This is a genomic window from Aquibaculum sediminis (assembly GCF_040712085.1).
In the GTDB taxonomy this organism is placed as follows: Bacteria; Pseudomonadota; Alphaproteobacteria; order Kiloniellales; family DSM-21159; genus Aquibaculum; species Aquibaculum sediminis.
This window is the reverse complement of the sequence record NZ_JBFCVK010000006.1, coordinates 176,615-191,482: the sequence shown is the minus strand read 5'-3', so window position 1 is coordinate 191,482 and position 14,868 is coordinate 176,615. Positions and strand designations below refer to the sequence as shown.

The window sequence follows — 14,868 nt, the reverse complement described above, 5'->3', positions numbered from 1 at the left end:
GATGAGATTTCGTAGTCTTTTGATGGCAGCTGGCGCGGTGGCGCTGGCGGGCGGTGCCTTCGCAACGCAGGGCAAGGCACAGGAACCGATCCGCGTTGCTGCGCTCTATTCCCTGACCGGCGGGCTTTCGTCCCTGGATGGACCGTCGCTGAAGGGCGCCGAGTTGCACGTCGACCAGATCAACGAGGAGGGCGGGGTTCTTGGCCGTCCGCTGGAGCTTGTGGTCTTTGACACCCGGACCGACCAGCAGGTGACGGCAACGGCGGCGCAGGAGGCCGTTTCCAGCGATGTGGTCGCCGGCTTCGGTCAGTCGGACACCACCTTCGTGATGGCGGCGGCGCCGACCTTCCAGGACGCCGGCATTCCCTTCGTCACCTCCGGCGCGACTCACCCCATGCTGCCGACCTGGGTGGGCGAGAACATGTTCATGGCGGCTTTTGGCGACGACGATCAGTCCTACGCCATCGCCGACTATTCCTACGACACCCTGGAGCACCGTCGGGTCTACGTCTGGACCGACAACTCCATGGACTTCACTCGGGCGCTGACCGCCTTCTTCAAGGAGCGTTTCGAGGAGCGTGGCGGCGAGATCATCGATGAAGACTTCTTCATGATGGGCGATACCGACTTCTCGGCGCAGATCGCGCGTCTGGAAGCGGTGGAGCCGACCCCGGACGCCGTGTTTATTTCGGCCATTCCCAGCGAAGCCGGCCTGACCATCCGTCAGATCCGGGAAGCGGGCCTGGACATCCCCATCATCTCCGGTGACGGCTTCGATAGCCAGCTGGTGGCCACCGTGCCGGGGCCGGAACTGGCCAACGACGTCTGGTTCTCGACGCACACCTACCTGGCTGACGACCGCCCGGAAGTGCAGGAGTTCATCGACGCCTATGAGGTCAAGTTCGGCCACCCGCCGGAGAACTCCTTCGCGCCGCTGGGCTATGACGCCATCGGTCTGATCGTCAACGCGATCGAGACGGCGGGCAGTGACGATCCGGCCGCGATCCGGGAGGCCCTGACGGCCACGCGCGATTATCCGGCCGTGACCGGCACGGTCTCCTACACCCGTGAGAACATGGTGCCGCCGAAGCCGGTCTCCATCATCTCCGTGCAGTCGGCCGAGTTTTCGGTCGAGGACATCTGGCGTCCGGAATAAGCCGACGCCTTCCGGCCGGGGAGTCCGCTCCCCGGCCGGGTTTACGTTTTTCGTGAATTTTGGGGGTATGACCCGTGGCAATCGAACCTGAGAAGCTGGTCTACATCTGCTGTTCCGACATCGCCGGGCAGGTGCGGGGCAAAGGCTTCCCGGCGCGCGATCTGGAGAACCGGCGGCGCTTCGGGGTCGGCTGGACGCCGACCAACACCATGATCAACTGCCTGGGCCGTATCCCCGCGACGCCCTTCGGCCCCCATGGCGACCTCTTCCTCGTTCCCATGGCAGAGGGCGAGGTGCGCCTGGACTTCGGCGACGGCATGCCGGAGGAGCACTGGTTCATCGGCGAGATCCGCAATCTGGACGGCAGCGATTGGGACTGCTGTCTGCGCTCCTTCCTGCGCCGGACGCTGGACGAACTGGAGGCCGAAACCGGCCTGCGCGTGCTGGCCAGTTTCGAGCATGAGTTCCACCTGGACGGTGCCGCGGAACGCAGCGGCGATTCCTATGCGCTCAGTTCCATGCGCGGTATCGAAGCCTTCTCCGCCGAATTCGTCGGGGCCCTGCGTGCCAACGGGTTGGAGCCCGATACCTACCTGCCCGAATACGGCACGCAGCAGTACGAGATCACGATCGATCCGGCGATGGGGCTGGAGGCCGCGGATCGCGCCGTCAAGCTGCGCGAAATCTGCCGCGCCACGGCCCAGCGCCACGGCATGCGCGCGAGCTTCTCGCCCGTCGTGACGCGCGGCGTGGCCGGCAACGGCGTACACATTCACTTCAGCCTGCAGGATCGCGAGGGCCGACCCGTGACCTGGGATCCGGACGGGCCGGGCGAACTCTCGCAGGCCGCTGGCTCCTTTGCCGCCGGCATCCTGCGCCATGTCCGTGCGCTTTGCGCCATCACCGCTCCCAGCGTAATTTCCTACGATCGGCTGCGCCCCCATTCCTGGTCGGCCTTCTGGGGCAATCTGGGTTTGCGCGACCGCGAAGCGATGCTGCGCATCTGCCCCTATCCCCAGGCTGACGACATTGATCCGGCACCGCGCGTCAATCTCGAGTTCCGCGCCGCCGACGCCGCTGCCAGCCCCTATTTGCAACTGGCCGTGCTGATCCGCGCGGGCCTGCAGGGGTTGCGCGAGAAGCTGCCGACGCCGCCGATTACTGAAGGCGATCCGGAGGCCTTGGGTGAGGCAAAGCGGCGGGAAATGGGGATCCACGACCTGCCGCGTTCGCTCGACGAGGCCCTGACCGCGCTGGAAGAGGACGAGACGGTGAGCGGCTGGCTGGGCCCGGTTCTGCTGGATGCCTACCTGCAGCACAAGCGGGGTGAAATGGGCATGCTTGCCGGGCGCGATGAGGCCGAAATCTGCCGCATCTATGCCGAGGCTTATTGAGGACAGCGCTATGTGCAGCGATGCCATCCCTTCCACCCTGCTCGGTCCCTCGGATCCGCCGCCGGTCGGCGAGCTTGCCGGTGCCGGCGACAGCCCCTTCTTTCTGGTCTGTGACCATGCCGGCAACGCGGTGCCGGCCAGCCTGGAGGGGCTCGGCCTGCCACAGGCCGAGCGGGAACGTCACATCGCCATCGATCGCGGCGCGCTGGCAGTCGCGAAGAATCTGGCGGCGCGCCTGCAGGCGCCGCTGGTCTATCAGCGCTATTCCCGCCTGGTGATCGACTGCAATCGCAAGCCGGAGGCCGGCGATTCGATCCCCGCCGTGGCCGATGCGACCGAGGTTCCGGCCAATCAGGATCTCGACCCCGTAGCGCGGCAGGCCCGGCATGACGCGATCCTCAAGCCCTACCACGACCGGATCAGGGCGTTGCTCGATGCCCGGGCTGAGGCGGGTCTGCCGACGCTGTTCGTCTCCGTGCATTCCTTCACGCCGGAACTGCGCGCGCGCCCGCTGGAGCGGCCCTGGGACCTGGGCCTCTGCTGGGGTGATGACCGGCGATTCAATGATCTCGTGCTGGCGGCCCTGGAGGAACAGACGACGGACCTGCGCCTCGGCCGCAACGAGCCCTATGGCGTGGACATGGAGAACGACTATTCGATTCCCGTGCACGCAGAGGCCCGCGGCCTGCCCTATGTGGAGTTCGAGATGCGCCAGGATCACCTGGAGGATGCAGCCGCTCCTGAGCGCTGGGCCGAGCGGTTGGAGGGGGCGCTGCGTCTGGCGGCGGAACGCTTCCTCAAGCAGAAAGGATAAGCCATGAGCCGTCCCGCGCCATTGGACCGCAACGCGCCGATCGATCCCGCCCGCACCGCGCTGCTGCTGATCGACGTGCAGAAAGGCATTTTTCATCCCGGCGCGGCCGAGACCCGGCCCTACTTCCACAAGTCGGCGAGCGAGATCGCCGTGCCGAACATGGTCCGCCTGCTGGCCGCCGCGCGGAGCAGTGGCATGGAGGTCGTTCACACTGTGATCCAGAGCCTGACCGCCGACGGGCGCGACCGCAGCCTCGACTACAAGCAGACCGGCTTCAACTTTCCGCCGGGCAGTCGGGAGGCCGAAGTTTGCGATGAGGTGGCGCCGCAAGGGGATGAGATGGTTCTGCCCAAGACCTCGTCCAGCCTCTTCAACTCGACGATCTTCGAGTACCTGCTGCGCAACATCGGCCTGGACAGCGTCATCGTGACCGGCTTCCTCACCGACCAGTGCGTCGACCACACTGTGCGCGACGGGGCTGATCGGGGTTTCCGGATGATCTGCCCTATCGATGCCTGCACCACCGATTCCCGGGAGCGGCATGAGAATGCCCTGGCCGCCTTCCGCGGCTACTGCCGCCAGGCGACCACCGAGGAACTCCTGAAGGAACTCGCCTGAGCGCTGGAGCGGTCAGCGCACCTCCGTGTCGGGAGGTGGATCGCTGGCAGGTGTGACAACCTTGGCAGTGGCCTCCTTGCGCAGCCGGCGCAGCAGCAGCCAGCCGATCAGCAGGGTGAGCAGGGTGAAGAGCAGCATCCAGGTCAGGTTGTCCGTCAGATCGGCCAGGCTCTGGACGCTGCGGCTGAACAGCAGGCCCAACCCGAAGTAAAGCCCGATCCAGGTGCTCAGCCCGAGGAAGTCCCAGATCGCAAAGCGCGGCCAGGGATAGCGCGCGAGCCCGGTGGCCAGATTGACCCAGGGCCCAAGTGGAGAGAGCAGCCAACGGCTGAAGTAGATGCCGGGCCCGCCCCAGCGCCACACCAGGGCCTCCGCCCTGCCGAAGGTCCTGGCCGCGCGGGGCCGCCGTGTCAGCCGGTGCAGGACGAGGTTGCCGCCCAGTCGTCCGAGGAAGTAGCCGGTCTGGTCGCCGATCAAGGCTCCGGAGATGCCGGCAAACAGAAGTGGCCAGAGCTCCATCTCCCCCTGACCCACGAAGGACCCGAGCGCCATCAGCAGGAGGGAAGTAGGGAAGGGCATGCCCAGGCAGTTTGCGATCAGGATGCCGAACAGCGCGATCGCTCCATGATCCACGACGAGATCGACCAGTTCCTCGCTCACGGCTCGGCCTCGCTTGGCCCGTTGGGCGGTGGCGGGCGGGCCACCTCGCCGCGTGCCATGGCGATCGCGTGCTCCAGTCGCAGGCGCAGGGCGTCGAGCGGCAGCTTCCGTTCCTCGGCAATCTCGGCGAGGGGACGCCGGTCCGGCGGTTCAGGCGGCAGGTCGAGGGCTTGGTGCAGGTCTGCCACCGGCACCTCGTAGGCATGCGCCAGATAGCCGAGCGTCATCCAGCCCTTGATGGGTTCCTGGGGTGTCTCCGACCAGTGCCGGGCATTCTCGACAAAGCGTCCCGCAAAGAACCCGCTGGCCGCTGCCGTCGCCAGGAACAAGGCGAACAGCAGCCAGTGGGTTCGGGTAAGCGGTGGGAGCGCCAGCTTCATGGGACGCCTTCCTGCCCGGGGCGGGAGTCCGCGGTTCCGGCTGATCGGTTCCGTCCGGAACCGCGGTGTGGAGGATCAGCGGGCTTCCGCCTCCGTCCTGATGGCGGTCAGCGTCTTGGCCGGGGTGATCGCGTCGGGATCGATCTGCAATTCGAGCAGCGCCGGCTTGCCGGACTCCCAGGCCCGTTCAAAGGCCGCCTCGAACTGTTCGGTATGGGTGACCGTCTCGCCGTAGGCGCCATAGGCGCGGGCAAGCGCCGCGAAGTCGGGATTCTTGAGGTCGGTGGCGCTGACCCGTCGCGGATACTCCCGCTCCTGGTGCATGCGGATCGTGCCGTACATGCCGTTGTTCACCAGGATGATGATGATCGGCAGGTCGTACTGCACGGCAGTCGCCAGTTCCTGCCCGTTCATCATGAAGCAGCCGTCGCCGGCAAAGGCCACCACCGGACGGTCACGGTGGAGCCGCTTGGCGGCCACGGCAGCCGGCGTGCCGTAGCCCATAGACCCGGAAGTGGGGGCCAGCTGCGTGTGATCACCGCGATAGCGGTAGAGGCGGTGCACCCAGGCAGTGTAGTTGCCGGCGCCGTTGCAGATCACCGTTTCCGGCGGCAGGCGCTCGCGCAGCCAGCCGAGGATCTCGCCGAGCTGCAGTTCGCCCGGAATCGCCGACGGCGTGGTCCAGGCCAGGTAGTCCTCACGTGCCTGACGTGTGGCCTCGGCCCAGGGGCGCGCGCCCTTCGGCTCCAACTCGGCCAGCGCGCGCAGGGCCGGTGCAGCACCGGAGTTGATCGCAAGCGTCGGCTGATAGACGCGGCCCAACTCCTCGGCGCCGGCGTAGACGTGCACCAGCTTCTGCTTGGGGCGGGGGATGTCGAGCAGGGTGTAGCCGCTGCTGGTCATCTCGCCCAGGCGCGCGCCAATCACCAGCAGGAGGTCGGCCTCCTTGACCCGCTGCGCCAGTTTTGGATTCACGCCGATGCCGACGTCGCCGACATAGTTCGGGTGGTTGTTGTCGATGCAGTCCTGGCGGCGGAAAACCGCCGCAACCGGCAGGTCCCAGGCTTCGGCGAAACGCTGCAGGTCGGCGCGAGTCTCAGGCGTGCGTCCGTCGCCGACCATCACCAGCGGCCTCTCGGCCTGGCTCAGCAGCTCGGCCAGGCGCTCGATCTGCTCGGCGCCGGGATGGGGCTGCACCGGCTCGAAACTCTCGACCGCCTTGGGCTCGACCAGGTCGCGCAGCATGTCTTCCGGGAGCGCCAGCACCACCGGCCCCGGCCGCCCGCTGGTCGCGGTGTAGAAGGCGCGGGTGACGAACTCGGGGATGCGCTCGGCCTGGTCGATCTGGGCGGCCCACTTCACCATGGGGCCGAAGACCTTGCGATAGTCGATCTCCTGGAAGGCCTCGCGCTCGAAATCACCGCGGGCCACCTGGCCGACGAAAAGGATCATCGGGGTCGAATCCTGCGCGGCGATGTGCACACCGGGACTGGCGTTGGTGGCGCCGGGACCGCGGGTCACGAAACAGATGCCGGGTTTGCCGGTCATCTTGCCGTAGGCGTCGGCCATCATCGCCGCGCCGCCTTCCTGACGGCAGACGGTGACCTGGATGGCCGTGCTGTCGTGCAGCGCATCCAGCACAGCGAGATAGCTCTCGCCGGGGACGCAATAGAGATGATCGACACCGTGGGTTTCGAGACAGTCAACCAGGATCTGGCCGCCGGTTCGCATGTTCGGTTTCTGCATGGAGCCCTTCGCCGGTAGGTCTTTTGAACAGGCGCGCATGATGGTGCCTGCGACCGGGGCGATCAAGGCAAGGCCGTGCCCATGAACTTCCATGGCCTGGCCTAGCGGCCCGCAGGGCTTCCGCTACATCGCTTCGGAGCCGGTGGTTATGTCGCTGGCTGGCAGGGGCGTGAGCAGCGGCACGTTGTCCATGCCGCCAGACGTGCTCTCCCCGGTTTCGGCAGTCATCCCGCCACCGGTCGGCGGCATCATGGTGATGGGGGCGCCGCGCAAGGCACCGCGAACCTGGGCAGCGACGGACTGCGCCGAACGCCCGGCGTCCCGGCCGGTGAGGGCAAAGGTGATGGGGCCCTCGCGCCAATAGGCCAAGGTGCCGCTGTCCTGCTGGGTGCTGGAGATCGCCGGTGGGGTGCCCCCCGCACCGGGCAGCAGGAAGAGGCTGGTGCGTTCCCCGGCACCGTCCGTATAGATCAACTGCACGCCGGGAATGCCCCTCTCGTCCGTGCCACGCATGCCGACCAGGCGCAAGCCCAGGGGCGAGAGGTCGGGGGTGGGAATTCGCAGGGTGACGTCGCCCTCCTGCTCGGCGGCGACGGCCTTGGGGATCAGGGCCGAACTGTCCACGTTGCTGGCGGCGACTTCCGGTTTCGGCGACCAGTCGGAGTGCAGCGCCAGCGACGCCTCCACCAGCGCCTGTGATGGCTGTGGCGGTCCGACACTGGACTCCTTGAGACTCCAGCCGAGAAAGCCGGCGGCCGCGAGTGATGCCGCAAAGGCGCCGTAGCGCAGCGAGCGCCGCCAGAATGGAGGTGCCGGGCGCGGCTCCAAAGCGGCTGCCAGCCGATCGGGCAGGGGTTCGGTTACGGTGTGGTCGTAGGCGGCCCGGATGATCCGGTTTTGCGACTCGTAATCCGCCACGCGTTGTGCGGCCTGGGGATTTTCGCGCAAGTACGCGGCCACCTCCTCCCGCCGCAGGGGATCCAGAAGTCCGTCTGCGTAGGCGAGGAGATCGAGCTCTTCGATCGTCCGGCCTTGTGTCACTTCACCCTCCTCACTGGCGGCACCCCCGCAGCGGCACCGCCGGTCAATCCGCGTAATGCTTCACGTCCGCGCGACAGGCGGGACTTCAAGGTGCCCACTTCTACACCCAGTACCTGGGCGGCCTCGTCGTAGGGCAGGCCTTCAAGCGCCACCAGAAGGATCGCATCGCGTTGGCCTGCCGGCAGCTTGTCGAGCGCTTCCAGGACTGTCGCGCACTCCATCTGATGGTGCTGTCGCGCCGGCATCGAGGGGTGCGGCACGACAGTGTCGTCAATCGACTGCGGCGGCGGGGCGTAGCGGTTCTTGCGCCCGTTCAGGTAGACCGTATAGACGATCCGTAGCAGCCAGCCGCGCAGGCTTGCCTGTTTCCGGACCTGCTGTTGCTTGCGCAGGGCGCGCTCCAAGGCATCCTGCACCAGATCGTCAGCGCGTGTCGGATCCTTGACCAGCGCCCGGGCATAGCGCCGCAGTCGCGGTGTTTCACGAGCGATCAGCCAGCTTACGTCGTCGGACAAGTGTCTTCTCCTGGGCTGTGCCGCCGCCCGTTCATTTGCATGACAGGCTGAGGCCACAGGCGGTTCCCTTCTCCCCTGGAAAAAGACTTGGGGAGGCAGGCGACCTGGGTAAAGGCTGCGTGGGCAGTTGGGGGCTCCTAGGCACGACAGGGCATCTCCGGGCGCGGCAGCGTTCAAGACTTTTTATTTTTTTTGGAACGAAGGGGGCCGGGCCCTTGTCCGTCTAACAGCGAGCTTCACAGGGATGCTCGTGCAACTCACAAGATCGCGCTGCGATTATCCCAGTTTTTTTGGAAGAAAGGAGAAGGGCATGAACATGCCTATCCGCACTCTGCTCGCCGGTACCGCTGCTGTTGCGCTGATGGCCGGGGCCGCTTTCGTGGCGCCCACGCCGGTCGCCGCGCAGACCGAAATGCAGCAGCAGGAAGCCCCTGCAGTAGATTATGATACCCAGACGCTGCAGACCTATGCCGCGGCCATGACCGAGGTCGTCCAAATCGGCGAGCGCATGCAGCCCTCGATCGCCGAGGCTGAATCGGAAGAGGAAGCCGAGGAGATCTGGGTGGAAATGCAGGAAGAGATGGTGACGGCCGTCGAGCAGCAGGGTATGAGCGTCGACGAGTACAACCAGATCACCCAGCAGGCCCAGATGGACCCGGATCTCGCGGCCGAGATCAATGAGATGGTCCAGAGCGGCCAGTAAGCTTCGAGCCTGCGCCCGGGCTATATAGCTCGGGCGCTTCCTCGTCCCGGTACCGGGGCGAGGGCAAGTTCGATAGACGCGAAGGCGCGGCCTCAGATCCGGGGTCGCGCCTTTGTGCTTTCAGGGCCGTGGTCGATATTCGCTGGATATCTGATCGTCTTGATGTGAGCACAGAAAAACAGGGGCGCCTGTGGGACGCCCCTGTTCTCGTTATATCGGCTGCGAAGGCGGGACTTACTCGGGCGCCGTCGGGCTGCCCATACCGCCGCCGGTGTCGCCAGGCTCTTGCATTGCCGGGGCTTGGTTGTCGACATCGTCGGCCGGCTCACAGGCGGCAAGGAACATGGCACCGAAGAAGGCGAGAGCGATCATCCAGATGCGGGTCATGGTGGGTCCTTTCGGTCAGTGGACTCGTTTCCGGTCCCGTAGCTCCGTCAGGCTTCCGAGCAGGGCCCGGATGAATAACGCCATGACCAAAATGACAGGGGCTCACAGCAATAGGTTCCTCAGAATCGCTAGGAACTTTATAGTGTCACGCAGTGCAATTTCTGCCCCAGGCTTGGGGCCAAAGCCGCAGGCAGACATGTTTGCATGGGTAGTGGAGAGGACATGACAGGCATTACCGTTGACCGCCGCCGCGATCTCTTACTTCTCGTCGATCCCCAGCACGACTTTTGCCCGGGCGGGGCGCTGGCGGTCCCCGGGGGGGACGAGATCTTCGAGCCCATGCATCGGCTGGTGCCGCACTTCACCAATGTTGCCGTCACCCAGGACTGGCACCCGCCGGGCCACAGCTCCTTTGCCAGCAGCCATTCCGGCAAGCAGCCCTTCGAGACCGTGGAACTGGCCTACGGCACACAGGTGCTCTGGCCGGATCATTGCGTGCAGGGCACGCGGGGCGCCGCGTTTCATCCGGCGGCGCCGGTGGACACCGCCCAGGTGATCATTCGCAAGGGCTATCACCGCGAGATCGATTCCTACTCTGCCTTCTTCGAAAACGACCATCGCACAGCCACCGGCCTTGCCGGCTATCTGCGCGAGCGCGGGATTGAGCGGGTCTTCCTGGCCGGCCTGGCCTATGATTTCTGCGTGCTCTGGTCGGCGCAGGACGCGCGCAAGTGCGGCTTTGAGGTCGGGGTGGTGGAGGATGCCTGCCGCGCCATCGACCTGAACGGCTCTGCGGCGGCTGCCACGGAGTCCTTGCGTGCGGCCGGCGCGCTCCTAACTGATAGCCAGAACATCGGCTGAACCGCACGAGGTCTCGATGCCCATTCTGCGTACCCTTCTGTTCGAAGCGGCCAAGCGCGCGGCGCGCAACCCCCAGGTGCGCGCCGAAGCCGGGCGAGTCTATCGCGACGAGGTGCAGCCGCGCCTGCGCACGGCGGCCGCGAAGGGTAAGGGCGCGGCTGGGCAATTCAGTGAGGAGTGGCGCGGCACCTCGGGCGAGGTCGATTTCAGACAAGACCCTGCGCGCTTCGCCGGCCGGCTGGCGGGCCGTCTGCGCCGTCGCGTCAGTCCGAAAGAGTAGACGAGCCCCGGCTTTTTCTGTCGCGGGCCGGACTCATCCAGGCTGGCGAATGGCCGCAAAGGCATCGAGTGCGCGCTGCCGCGCGGCGGCGTGATCGACAATGGGCCGTGGGTAGTCGCGTCCCAGCCGCACGCCTGCCGCTGTCAATGTCGCCTCGGACGCCTCCCAGGGGCGGTGCAGCCAACGGTCCGGCAATTCCGCGAGTTCAGGCAGCCAGCGGCGCAGGTAGCGCGCTTGCGGGTCGAAGGTCTCGCTCTGGCGCACGGGATTAAAGATGCGGAAGTAGGGAGCGGCGTCGGCGCCGCTGCCGGCCACCCACTGCCAACTCGCCGCATTGCTCGCGAGATCCGCATCCACCAGCGTGTCCCAGAACCAGGCCTCGCCCTTCTGCCAGGGCTGCAGCAGGTGCTTGACCAGGAAGGACCCGGTGACCATGCGGGCGCGGTTGTGCATCCAGCCTTCGTGCCAGAGCTGGCGCATGCCGGCGTCCACCAGCGGATAGCCGGTGCGCCCGCGCGTCCAGGCCGTGAAGGCCTCCTCATCCTCGAGCCAGCGGAACTGATCGAAGCGGCCCTGCCAGTTGCGATGGGGCAGGTCGGGCCAGTGATGGAGCAGGTGGTAGGAGAACTCCCGCCAGGCCAGCTCCGACAGGAACTTCCATAAACCGTCTGACTTCGCGTCGTCCCGATGGCTGGCGGCGAGCGCGGCGTGCCAGACCTGCCGCGGGCTGATTTCGCCCCAATGGAGATGGGGGGAAAGGCGTGAGGTCGCGTCCTGATCCAGCCGGTCACGGGCCTTGCCGTAGTCCACCGCTTCAGCGAGGAAGTCATCCAGGCGTGCCTGCGCGGCTGCTTCCCCTACCTGCCAGGTGGCGCGCAGCCCGCCGGCCCAGTCCGGCCGCGTCGGCAGTAGACCCCAGTCCTCCAGGCGCTCGCCATCGATCGCGGGGGGAGGGGGTAGCTTCTTGGGTGCCGGCAGCGCTTCGGCAATGTGAAAGGCGCGCAGAGCCTTCCAGAAGGGCGTGAAGCGCTTGTAGGGTGTCCCGCTTCCCGTGGCGATGTCCCAGGGCTCGGCCAGCAGCGCGGCCTTGTGGCTTTCCGCGCGAACCCCTTGGGCCTTCAGCGCCTGCTTGATCCGCGTGTCGCGCTCCTGGCGCCAGGGTTCGTAGCAGCGGTTCCAGAAGACGGCGTCCGCCCCCAGCCGCTGCACCAGATCCGGCAGCAGCGCCTCGGACGGCCCGCGCAGCAGCAGCAGGTTGCTGCCGCAGGCCTGCAATGATTCCTTCAGGGCTGTCAGACTGCGGTGCAGCCACCAGCGGGCGGCGCCGCCGGGTGCCCAGGTGCCGGCGGCCTCCTCGTCCAGGATGTAGACGGGGAGCAGCGGCCGGCCACGTTCGGCCGCAGCACTGAGCGCCGGATTGTCGCTCAGGCGCAGATCCTGGCGGAACCAGACAAGGCTCGGGGCCTCACTGGGGGCCTTGGGGCTCACCGCACCGGTCGCAAAGCGCTGTGCGGGAAGGTGTGCACGCGGCCACGCACCGGCAAGTGGACCGAGCAGCCCCGCGGGAAGAGCCGCGCAATCGCCGGCGCCAGCACGTCGAGGCCGCCGGCATAGGCTCCGAAGGCCGGCAGGATCAGGCGGTGGCCATCATGAACGAAACAGCGCCCGGTAAAGCGGCCCAGGCGATGCGACACGCTGGCCTTTGGGTGATAGTGGCCCGAGATTTCTCCGGCCACTGAACCGGAGCGGGCCTCGTGGCGCAGCACCAAGGGACCCAGCACCAGCTCCTCCATCACCCGTCCGAGACCGTCGTCGGGAGGCGTTGGGCCGGGCGGAGCTGGGTCATGATTCCCCGCAAGCCAGATCCAGTCCCGCCCGGCGGCCAAGGTGTGCAGCCGGTCGGTTTCTTCTTGCGGCAGCCGCGCCGGTCCTTCGGTATCGTGAAAGGAATCGCCCAGACAGACGACCCGCTGCGCCGGGCGGCGGCGCAGAAGCTGCTCCAGGCGGCTCAGGGTCGCGGCGCTGTCATAAGGCGGCAGGAAGCTGCCGCGCCGGGCATAGGCCGAACCCTTCTCCAAATGGAGGTCGGCCAGGAGCAGGGTCTGCTGGTCCGGCCACCAGAGTGCGCCTTCCGGCTCCGGCGTGAGGGGCACGCCGTTCAGCAGGAGGACGGGGGCCGGTGGCTGTTTCGGAAAGGGCAGTGCGGCGCCCGCCGTCATGGCCCGAGCCTGGTTCAGCGGCTGACCTCCAGCACCACCTTCCCGGTGGCGACGCGCTGTTCCAGCAGCCGCAGCGCCTCCGCACCGCGTGCCAGAGGCAGGCGGTGAGAGACGTGGGGCTTGAGTTTTCCCTCAGCGGCCCAGGCGGCCAACTGCTCGAACTGCGTGCGCACCCGCTCCGGGGCGTTCTTGCGGTAGGAACCCCAGTAGAAGCCGAAGGCGGCCAGGTTCTTGACCAGCAGCAGGTTGGCGGGAATCTGCTGCACCTCGCCGGCGGCAAAGCCGATCACCACCAGGCGGCCTTCCCAGGCGGTGCAGCGCAAGGAAGCATCGAAGACCTTGCCGCCCACGGGATCGAAAACCACGTCGGCGCCGCGGCCGCCGGTGATCTCCTTCACCCGAGCGCGCAGATCCTCCTCGCGGTAGTCGATCAGGTGGTCGGCGCCGTGCTCCTGCGCGATGGCCAGCTTGTCCGCGCTGCCCGCCGTGGCGATGACGGTGGCGCCGAGCGCCTTGCCAACTTCCACCGCCGCCAGACCGGTGCCCCCGGCGGCGCCGTGCACCAGCAGGGTTTCCCCCGCCTGCAATCCGGCGCGCCAGACCAGCGCGCCATGGGCGGTGCCATAGGTGATGGGAAAACCGGCGGCGATGGCGGCATCGAAGCCGGCGGGCCGGTGAAAGACGTCGCTGGCCTTGGCAACGGCGACCTCGGCATAGCCGCCGTGGCCGGGAATGCCCATGACCGGGTCGCCGATGCGGAAGGTGTCGACGCCTTCGCCCAGCGCCGCCACCGTTCCGGCCACTTCCAGACCGGGGGCAAAGGGGAAGGGTGGCTTCTCCTGATACTTGCCCCGGATGATCAGTGTATCGGCAAAGTTCACCCCGGCGGCCTCGACCGCGATGGCGATTTCGCCCGGGCCCGGCTCGGGGGCCGCAATCTCGTCCAGTTCAAGGTCTTCCGGTTCGCCCCAGGCCCGGCACAGCAAGGCACGCATCTTAACTTTCCTTCCTCAGATTGCTCAGAAGAACCACTCGGCCCCGCGCTGGATCTGACCCACTTCCAGACCGACGCGATTGTGCAGCACCGGCGCCAGATCCCGCTGCAGTTCGGCCGCGGCGGCGCTGTCCAACTGGTCGAGACGCTGCAGCAGTTGGGTGAGCAGGAATTCGCTGGCCCGGGTGGCGCCGTCGTCCACCTTGAGGGCGAGGCCCAGGCCCAACTCCGGCAGCGCGGCGCAGTAGACGCCCTCGGCGCCGGTCTTGACCAGGGCGCGCCCGCCGGTCGCGGCGAGTACGCGGGTGCACATGCGCCCGGTGCCGGCGACCATGTAGGGCTCGGCGGTCATGGCCTTGGCAATGCGCGCGCAGGCTGCTTGCCGCCGCTCCGGCTGGTCGGCCGGATCGGCAAAGCGCGCCATGGCCAGCGCAAGATTGCCCAGCGGAATGCCGATCTGGGGAATGCCGCAGCCGTCGATGCCGCGCGGGGCACCGCGCAGGTCCAGCCCGCACATCATCTCCAGTATGCCGAGCAGGGTCTGCTGCACCGGGTGCTCCCAGAGAATGTAGCCTTTCGTGGGGACCTTCAGGTGCTTCGCCAGGGTCAGAAAGCCGGCATGCTTGCCCGAGCAGTTGTTGCGCAGCGCGCTGGCCCCGCCGCCGGCGCGCAGCAGTTCCTCCAGGCTTTCCTGGTGGGTCGGCAGCTGCGGCCCGCATTCCAGGTCGCTCTCGGAGCAGCCGATGCGTTCCAGCCAGGCCGCCACCGCCTCGACCTGGGCCGCTTCGCCGTTGTGACTGGCGCAGGCCAGCGCGATTTCCTTGTCGTCGCAGCCGAAGGCCTCGGCGGCACCGCTTTCCACCAGTCCCAGCGCCTGCAGCGGCTTGATGGCGGAGCGCGGAAAGACCAGCGCTTCCACGTCGCCGGCGGAAAGCACCACGCGGCCCTCCACGTCGACCACAGCCACGGCGGCTCGGTGCCGGCTTTCCACCATGCTCCCCCGCGTGACCTCCACCAGCAGCGGATTGACCGCCGGACGGGCCGGTGTGGTCTGCGCGTGCCTGTGAGAGGTCTCGGTGGGCTCGGTCATGGCGATGTCC

General features: G+C 67.2%; 17 protein-coding genes. 7 read left to right on the top strand and 10 right to left on the bottom strand.

Going from position 1 to position 14,868, the window contains the following annotated elements; all coding sequences use genetic code 11:
• Position 1: 1 nt before the first annotated feature.
• The 4 genes from ABZ720_RS11425 (at position 2) to ABZ720_RS11410 (ending at position 3,982) form a co-directional block, all read left to right on the top strand.
• Positions 2–1,156: an ABC transporter substrate-binding protein gene (locus ABZ720_RS11425; RefSeq protein WP_366555654.1), complete on the top strand. Its 1,155-nt coding sequence runs from the start codon at positions 2–4 to the stop codon at positions 1,154–1,156.
• Positions 1,157–1,230: 74 nt separating this feature from the next.
• Positions 1,231–2,550, top strand: coding sequence for a type I glutamate--ammonia ligase (locus ABZ720_RS11420; protein ID WP_366555653.1), 1,320 nt, complete (start codon positions 1,231–1,233; stop codon positions 2,548–2,550).
• A 10-nt stretch (positions 2,551–2,560) separates the two neighbouring features.
• Entirely contained in the window at positions 2,561–3,364 is an 804-nt protein-coding gene (locus ABZ720_RS11415; RefSeq protein ID WP_366555652.1) for an N-formylglutamate amidohydrolase, read from the top strand.
• 3 nt (positions 3,365–3,367) lie between these two features.
• Entirely contained in the window at positions 3,368–3,982 is a 615-nt protein-coding gene (locus ABZ720_RS11410) for a cysteine hydrolase family protein (protein WP_366555651.1), read from the top strand.
• A 12-nt stretch (positions 3,983–3,994) separates the two neighbouring features.
• On the opposite strand, the gene ABZ720_RS11405 is transcribed toward ABZ720_RS11410, so the two are convergent.
• The 5 genes from ABZ720_RS11405 to ABZ720_RS11385 all read right to left on the bottom strand — a co-directional run bounded on the left by ABZ720_RS11405 (position 3,995) and on the right by ABZ720_RS11385 (position 8,324).
• Positions 3,995–4,642: a DedA family protein gene (locus tag ABZ720_RS11405; RefSeq protein WP_366555650.1), complete on the bottom strand. Its 648-nt coding sequence runs from the start codon at positions 4,640–4,642 to the stop codon at positions 3,995–3,997.
• On the bottom strand, positions 4,639–5,022 hold the full coding sequence (locus tag ABZ720_RS11400) for a hypothetical protein (protein ID WP_366555649.1): 384 nt from the start codon (positions 5,020–5,022) through the stop codon (positions 4,639–4,641). Before ABZ720_RS11400 ends, ABZ720_RS11405 begins: the two co-directional genes overlap by 4 nt.
• A gap of 75 nt (positions 5,023–5,097) precedes the next feature.
• Positions 5,098–6,768 carry a thiamine pyrophosphate-binding protein gene (locus tag ABZ720_RS11395; protein WP_366555648.1) on the bottom strand — a complete coding sequence of 557 codons (1,671 nt, stop codon included), beginning with the start codon at positions 6,766–6,768 and terminating at the stop codon, positions 5,098–5,100.
• A gap of 123 nt (positions 6,769–6,891) precedes the next feature.
• Positions 6,892–7,809 (bottom strand): anti-sigma factor family protein, encoded by a 918-nt coding sequence (locus tag ABZ720_RS11390; protein ID WP_366555647.1) that lies wholly within the window; start codon positions 7,807–7,809, stop codon positions 6,892–6,894.
• Positions 7,806–8,324, bottom strand: coding sequence for a sigma-70 family RNA polymerase sigma factor (locus ABZ720_RS11385; protein WP_366555646.1), 519 nt, complete (start codon positions 8,322–8,324; stop codon positions 7,806–7,808). The genes ABZ720_RS11390 and ABZ720_RS11385 overlap by 4 nt, the downstream gene beginning before the upstream one ends.
• 310 nt (positions 8,325–8,634) lie before the next feature.
• Here ABZ720_RS11385 and ABZ720_RS11380 point away from each other — a divergent pair, with 310 nt between their 5' ends.
• Positions 8,635–9,027: a DUF4168 domain-containing protein gene (locus tag ABZ720_RS11380; RefSeq protein ID WP_366555645.1), complete on the top strand. Its 393-nt coding sequence runs from the start codon at positions 8,635–8,637 to the stop codon at positions 9,025–9,027.
• Positions 9,028–9,261: 234 nt separating this feature from the next.
• On the opposite strand, the gene ABZ720_RS11375 is transcribed toward ABZ720_RS11380, so the two are convergent.
• Entirely contained in the window at positions 9,262–9,414 is a 153-nt protein-coding gene (locus ABZ720_RS11375; protein WP_366555644.1) for a hypothetical protein, read from the bottom strand.
• Between the two features lie 222 nt (positions 9,415–9,636).
• On the opposite strand from ABZ720_RS11375, the gene pncA reads away from it, so the two are divergent.
• Both pncA and ABZ720_RS11365 read left to right on the top strand, forming a co-directional pair.
• On the top strand, positions 9,637–10,275 hold the full coding sequence (gene pncA, locus ABZ720_RS11370) for a bifunctional nicotinamidase/pyrazinamidase (RefSeq protein ID WP_366555643.1): 639 nt from the start codon (positions 9,637–9,639) through the stop codon (positions 10,273–10,275).
• A gap of 16 nt (positions 10,276–10,291) precedes the next feature.
• Positions 10,292–10,555, top strand: a complete 264-nt coding sequence (locus ABZ720_RS11365) for a hypothetical protein (protein ID WP_366555642.1) — start codon at positions 10,292–10,294, stop codon at positions 10,553–10,555.
• A 33-nt stretch (positions 10,556–10,588) separates the two neighbouring features.
• On the opposite strand, the gene ABZ720_RS11360 is transcribed toward ABZ720_RS11365, so the two are convergent.
• The 4 genes from ABZ720_RS11360 to ABZ720_RS11345 are packed head-to-tail and all read right to left on the bottom strand — an operon-like array spanning position 10,589 to position 14,858.
• Positions 10,589–12,043, bottom strand: a complete 1,455-nt coding sequence (locus ABZ720_RS11360) for a cryptochrome/photolyase family protein (protein ID WP_366555641.1) — start codon at positions 12,041–12,043, stop codon at positions 10,589–10,591.
• Complete coding sequence (pdeM, locus tag ABZ720_RS11355) at positions 12,040–12,774, bottom strand: ligase-associated DNA damage response endonuclease PdeM (protein ID WP_366555640.1); 735 nt, start codon at positions 12,772–12,774, stop codon at positions 12,040–12,042. Before pdeM ends, ABZ720_RS11360 begins: the two co-directional genes overlap by 4 nt.
• Positions 12,775–12,788: 14 nt before the next feature.
• Entirely contained in the window at positions 12,789–13,769 is a 981-nt protein-coding gene (locus ABZ720_RS11350) for an NADPH:quinone oxidoreductase family protein (RefSeq protein ID WP_366555639.1), read from the bottom strand.
• 24 nt (positions 13,770–13,793) lie between these two features.
• Positions 13,794–14,858, bottom strand: coding sequence for an asparaginase (locus tag ABZ720_RS11345; protein ID WP_366555638.1), 1,065 nt, complete (start codon positions 14,856–14,858; stop codon positions 13,794–13,796).
• Positions 14,859–14,868: the final 10 nt, after the last annotated feature.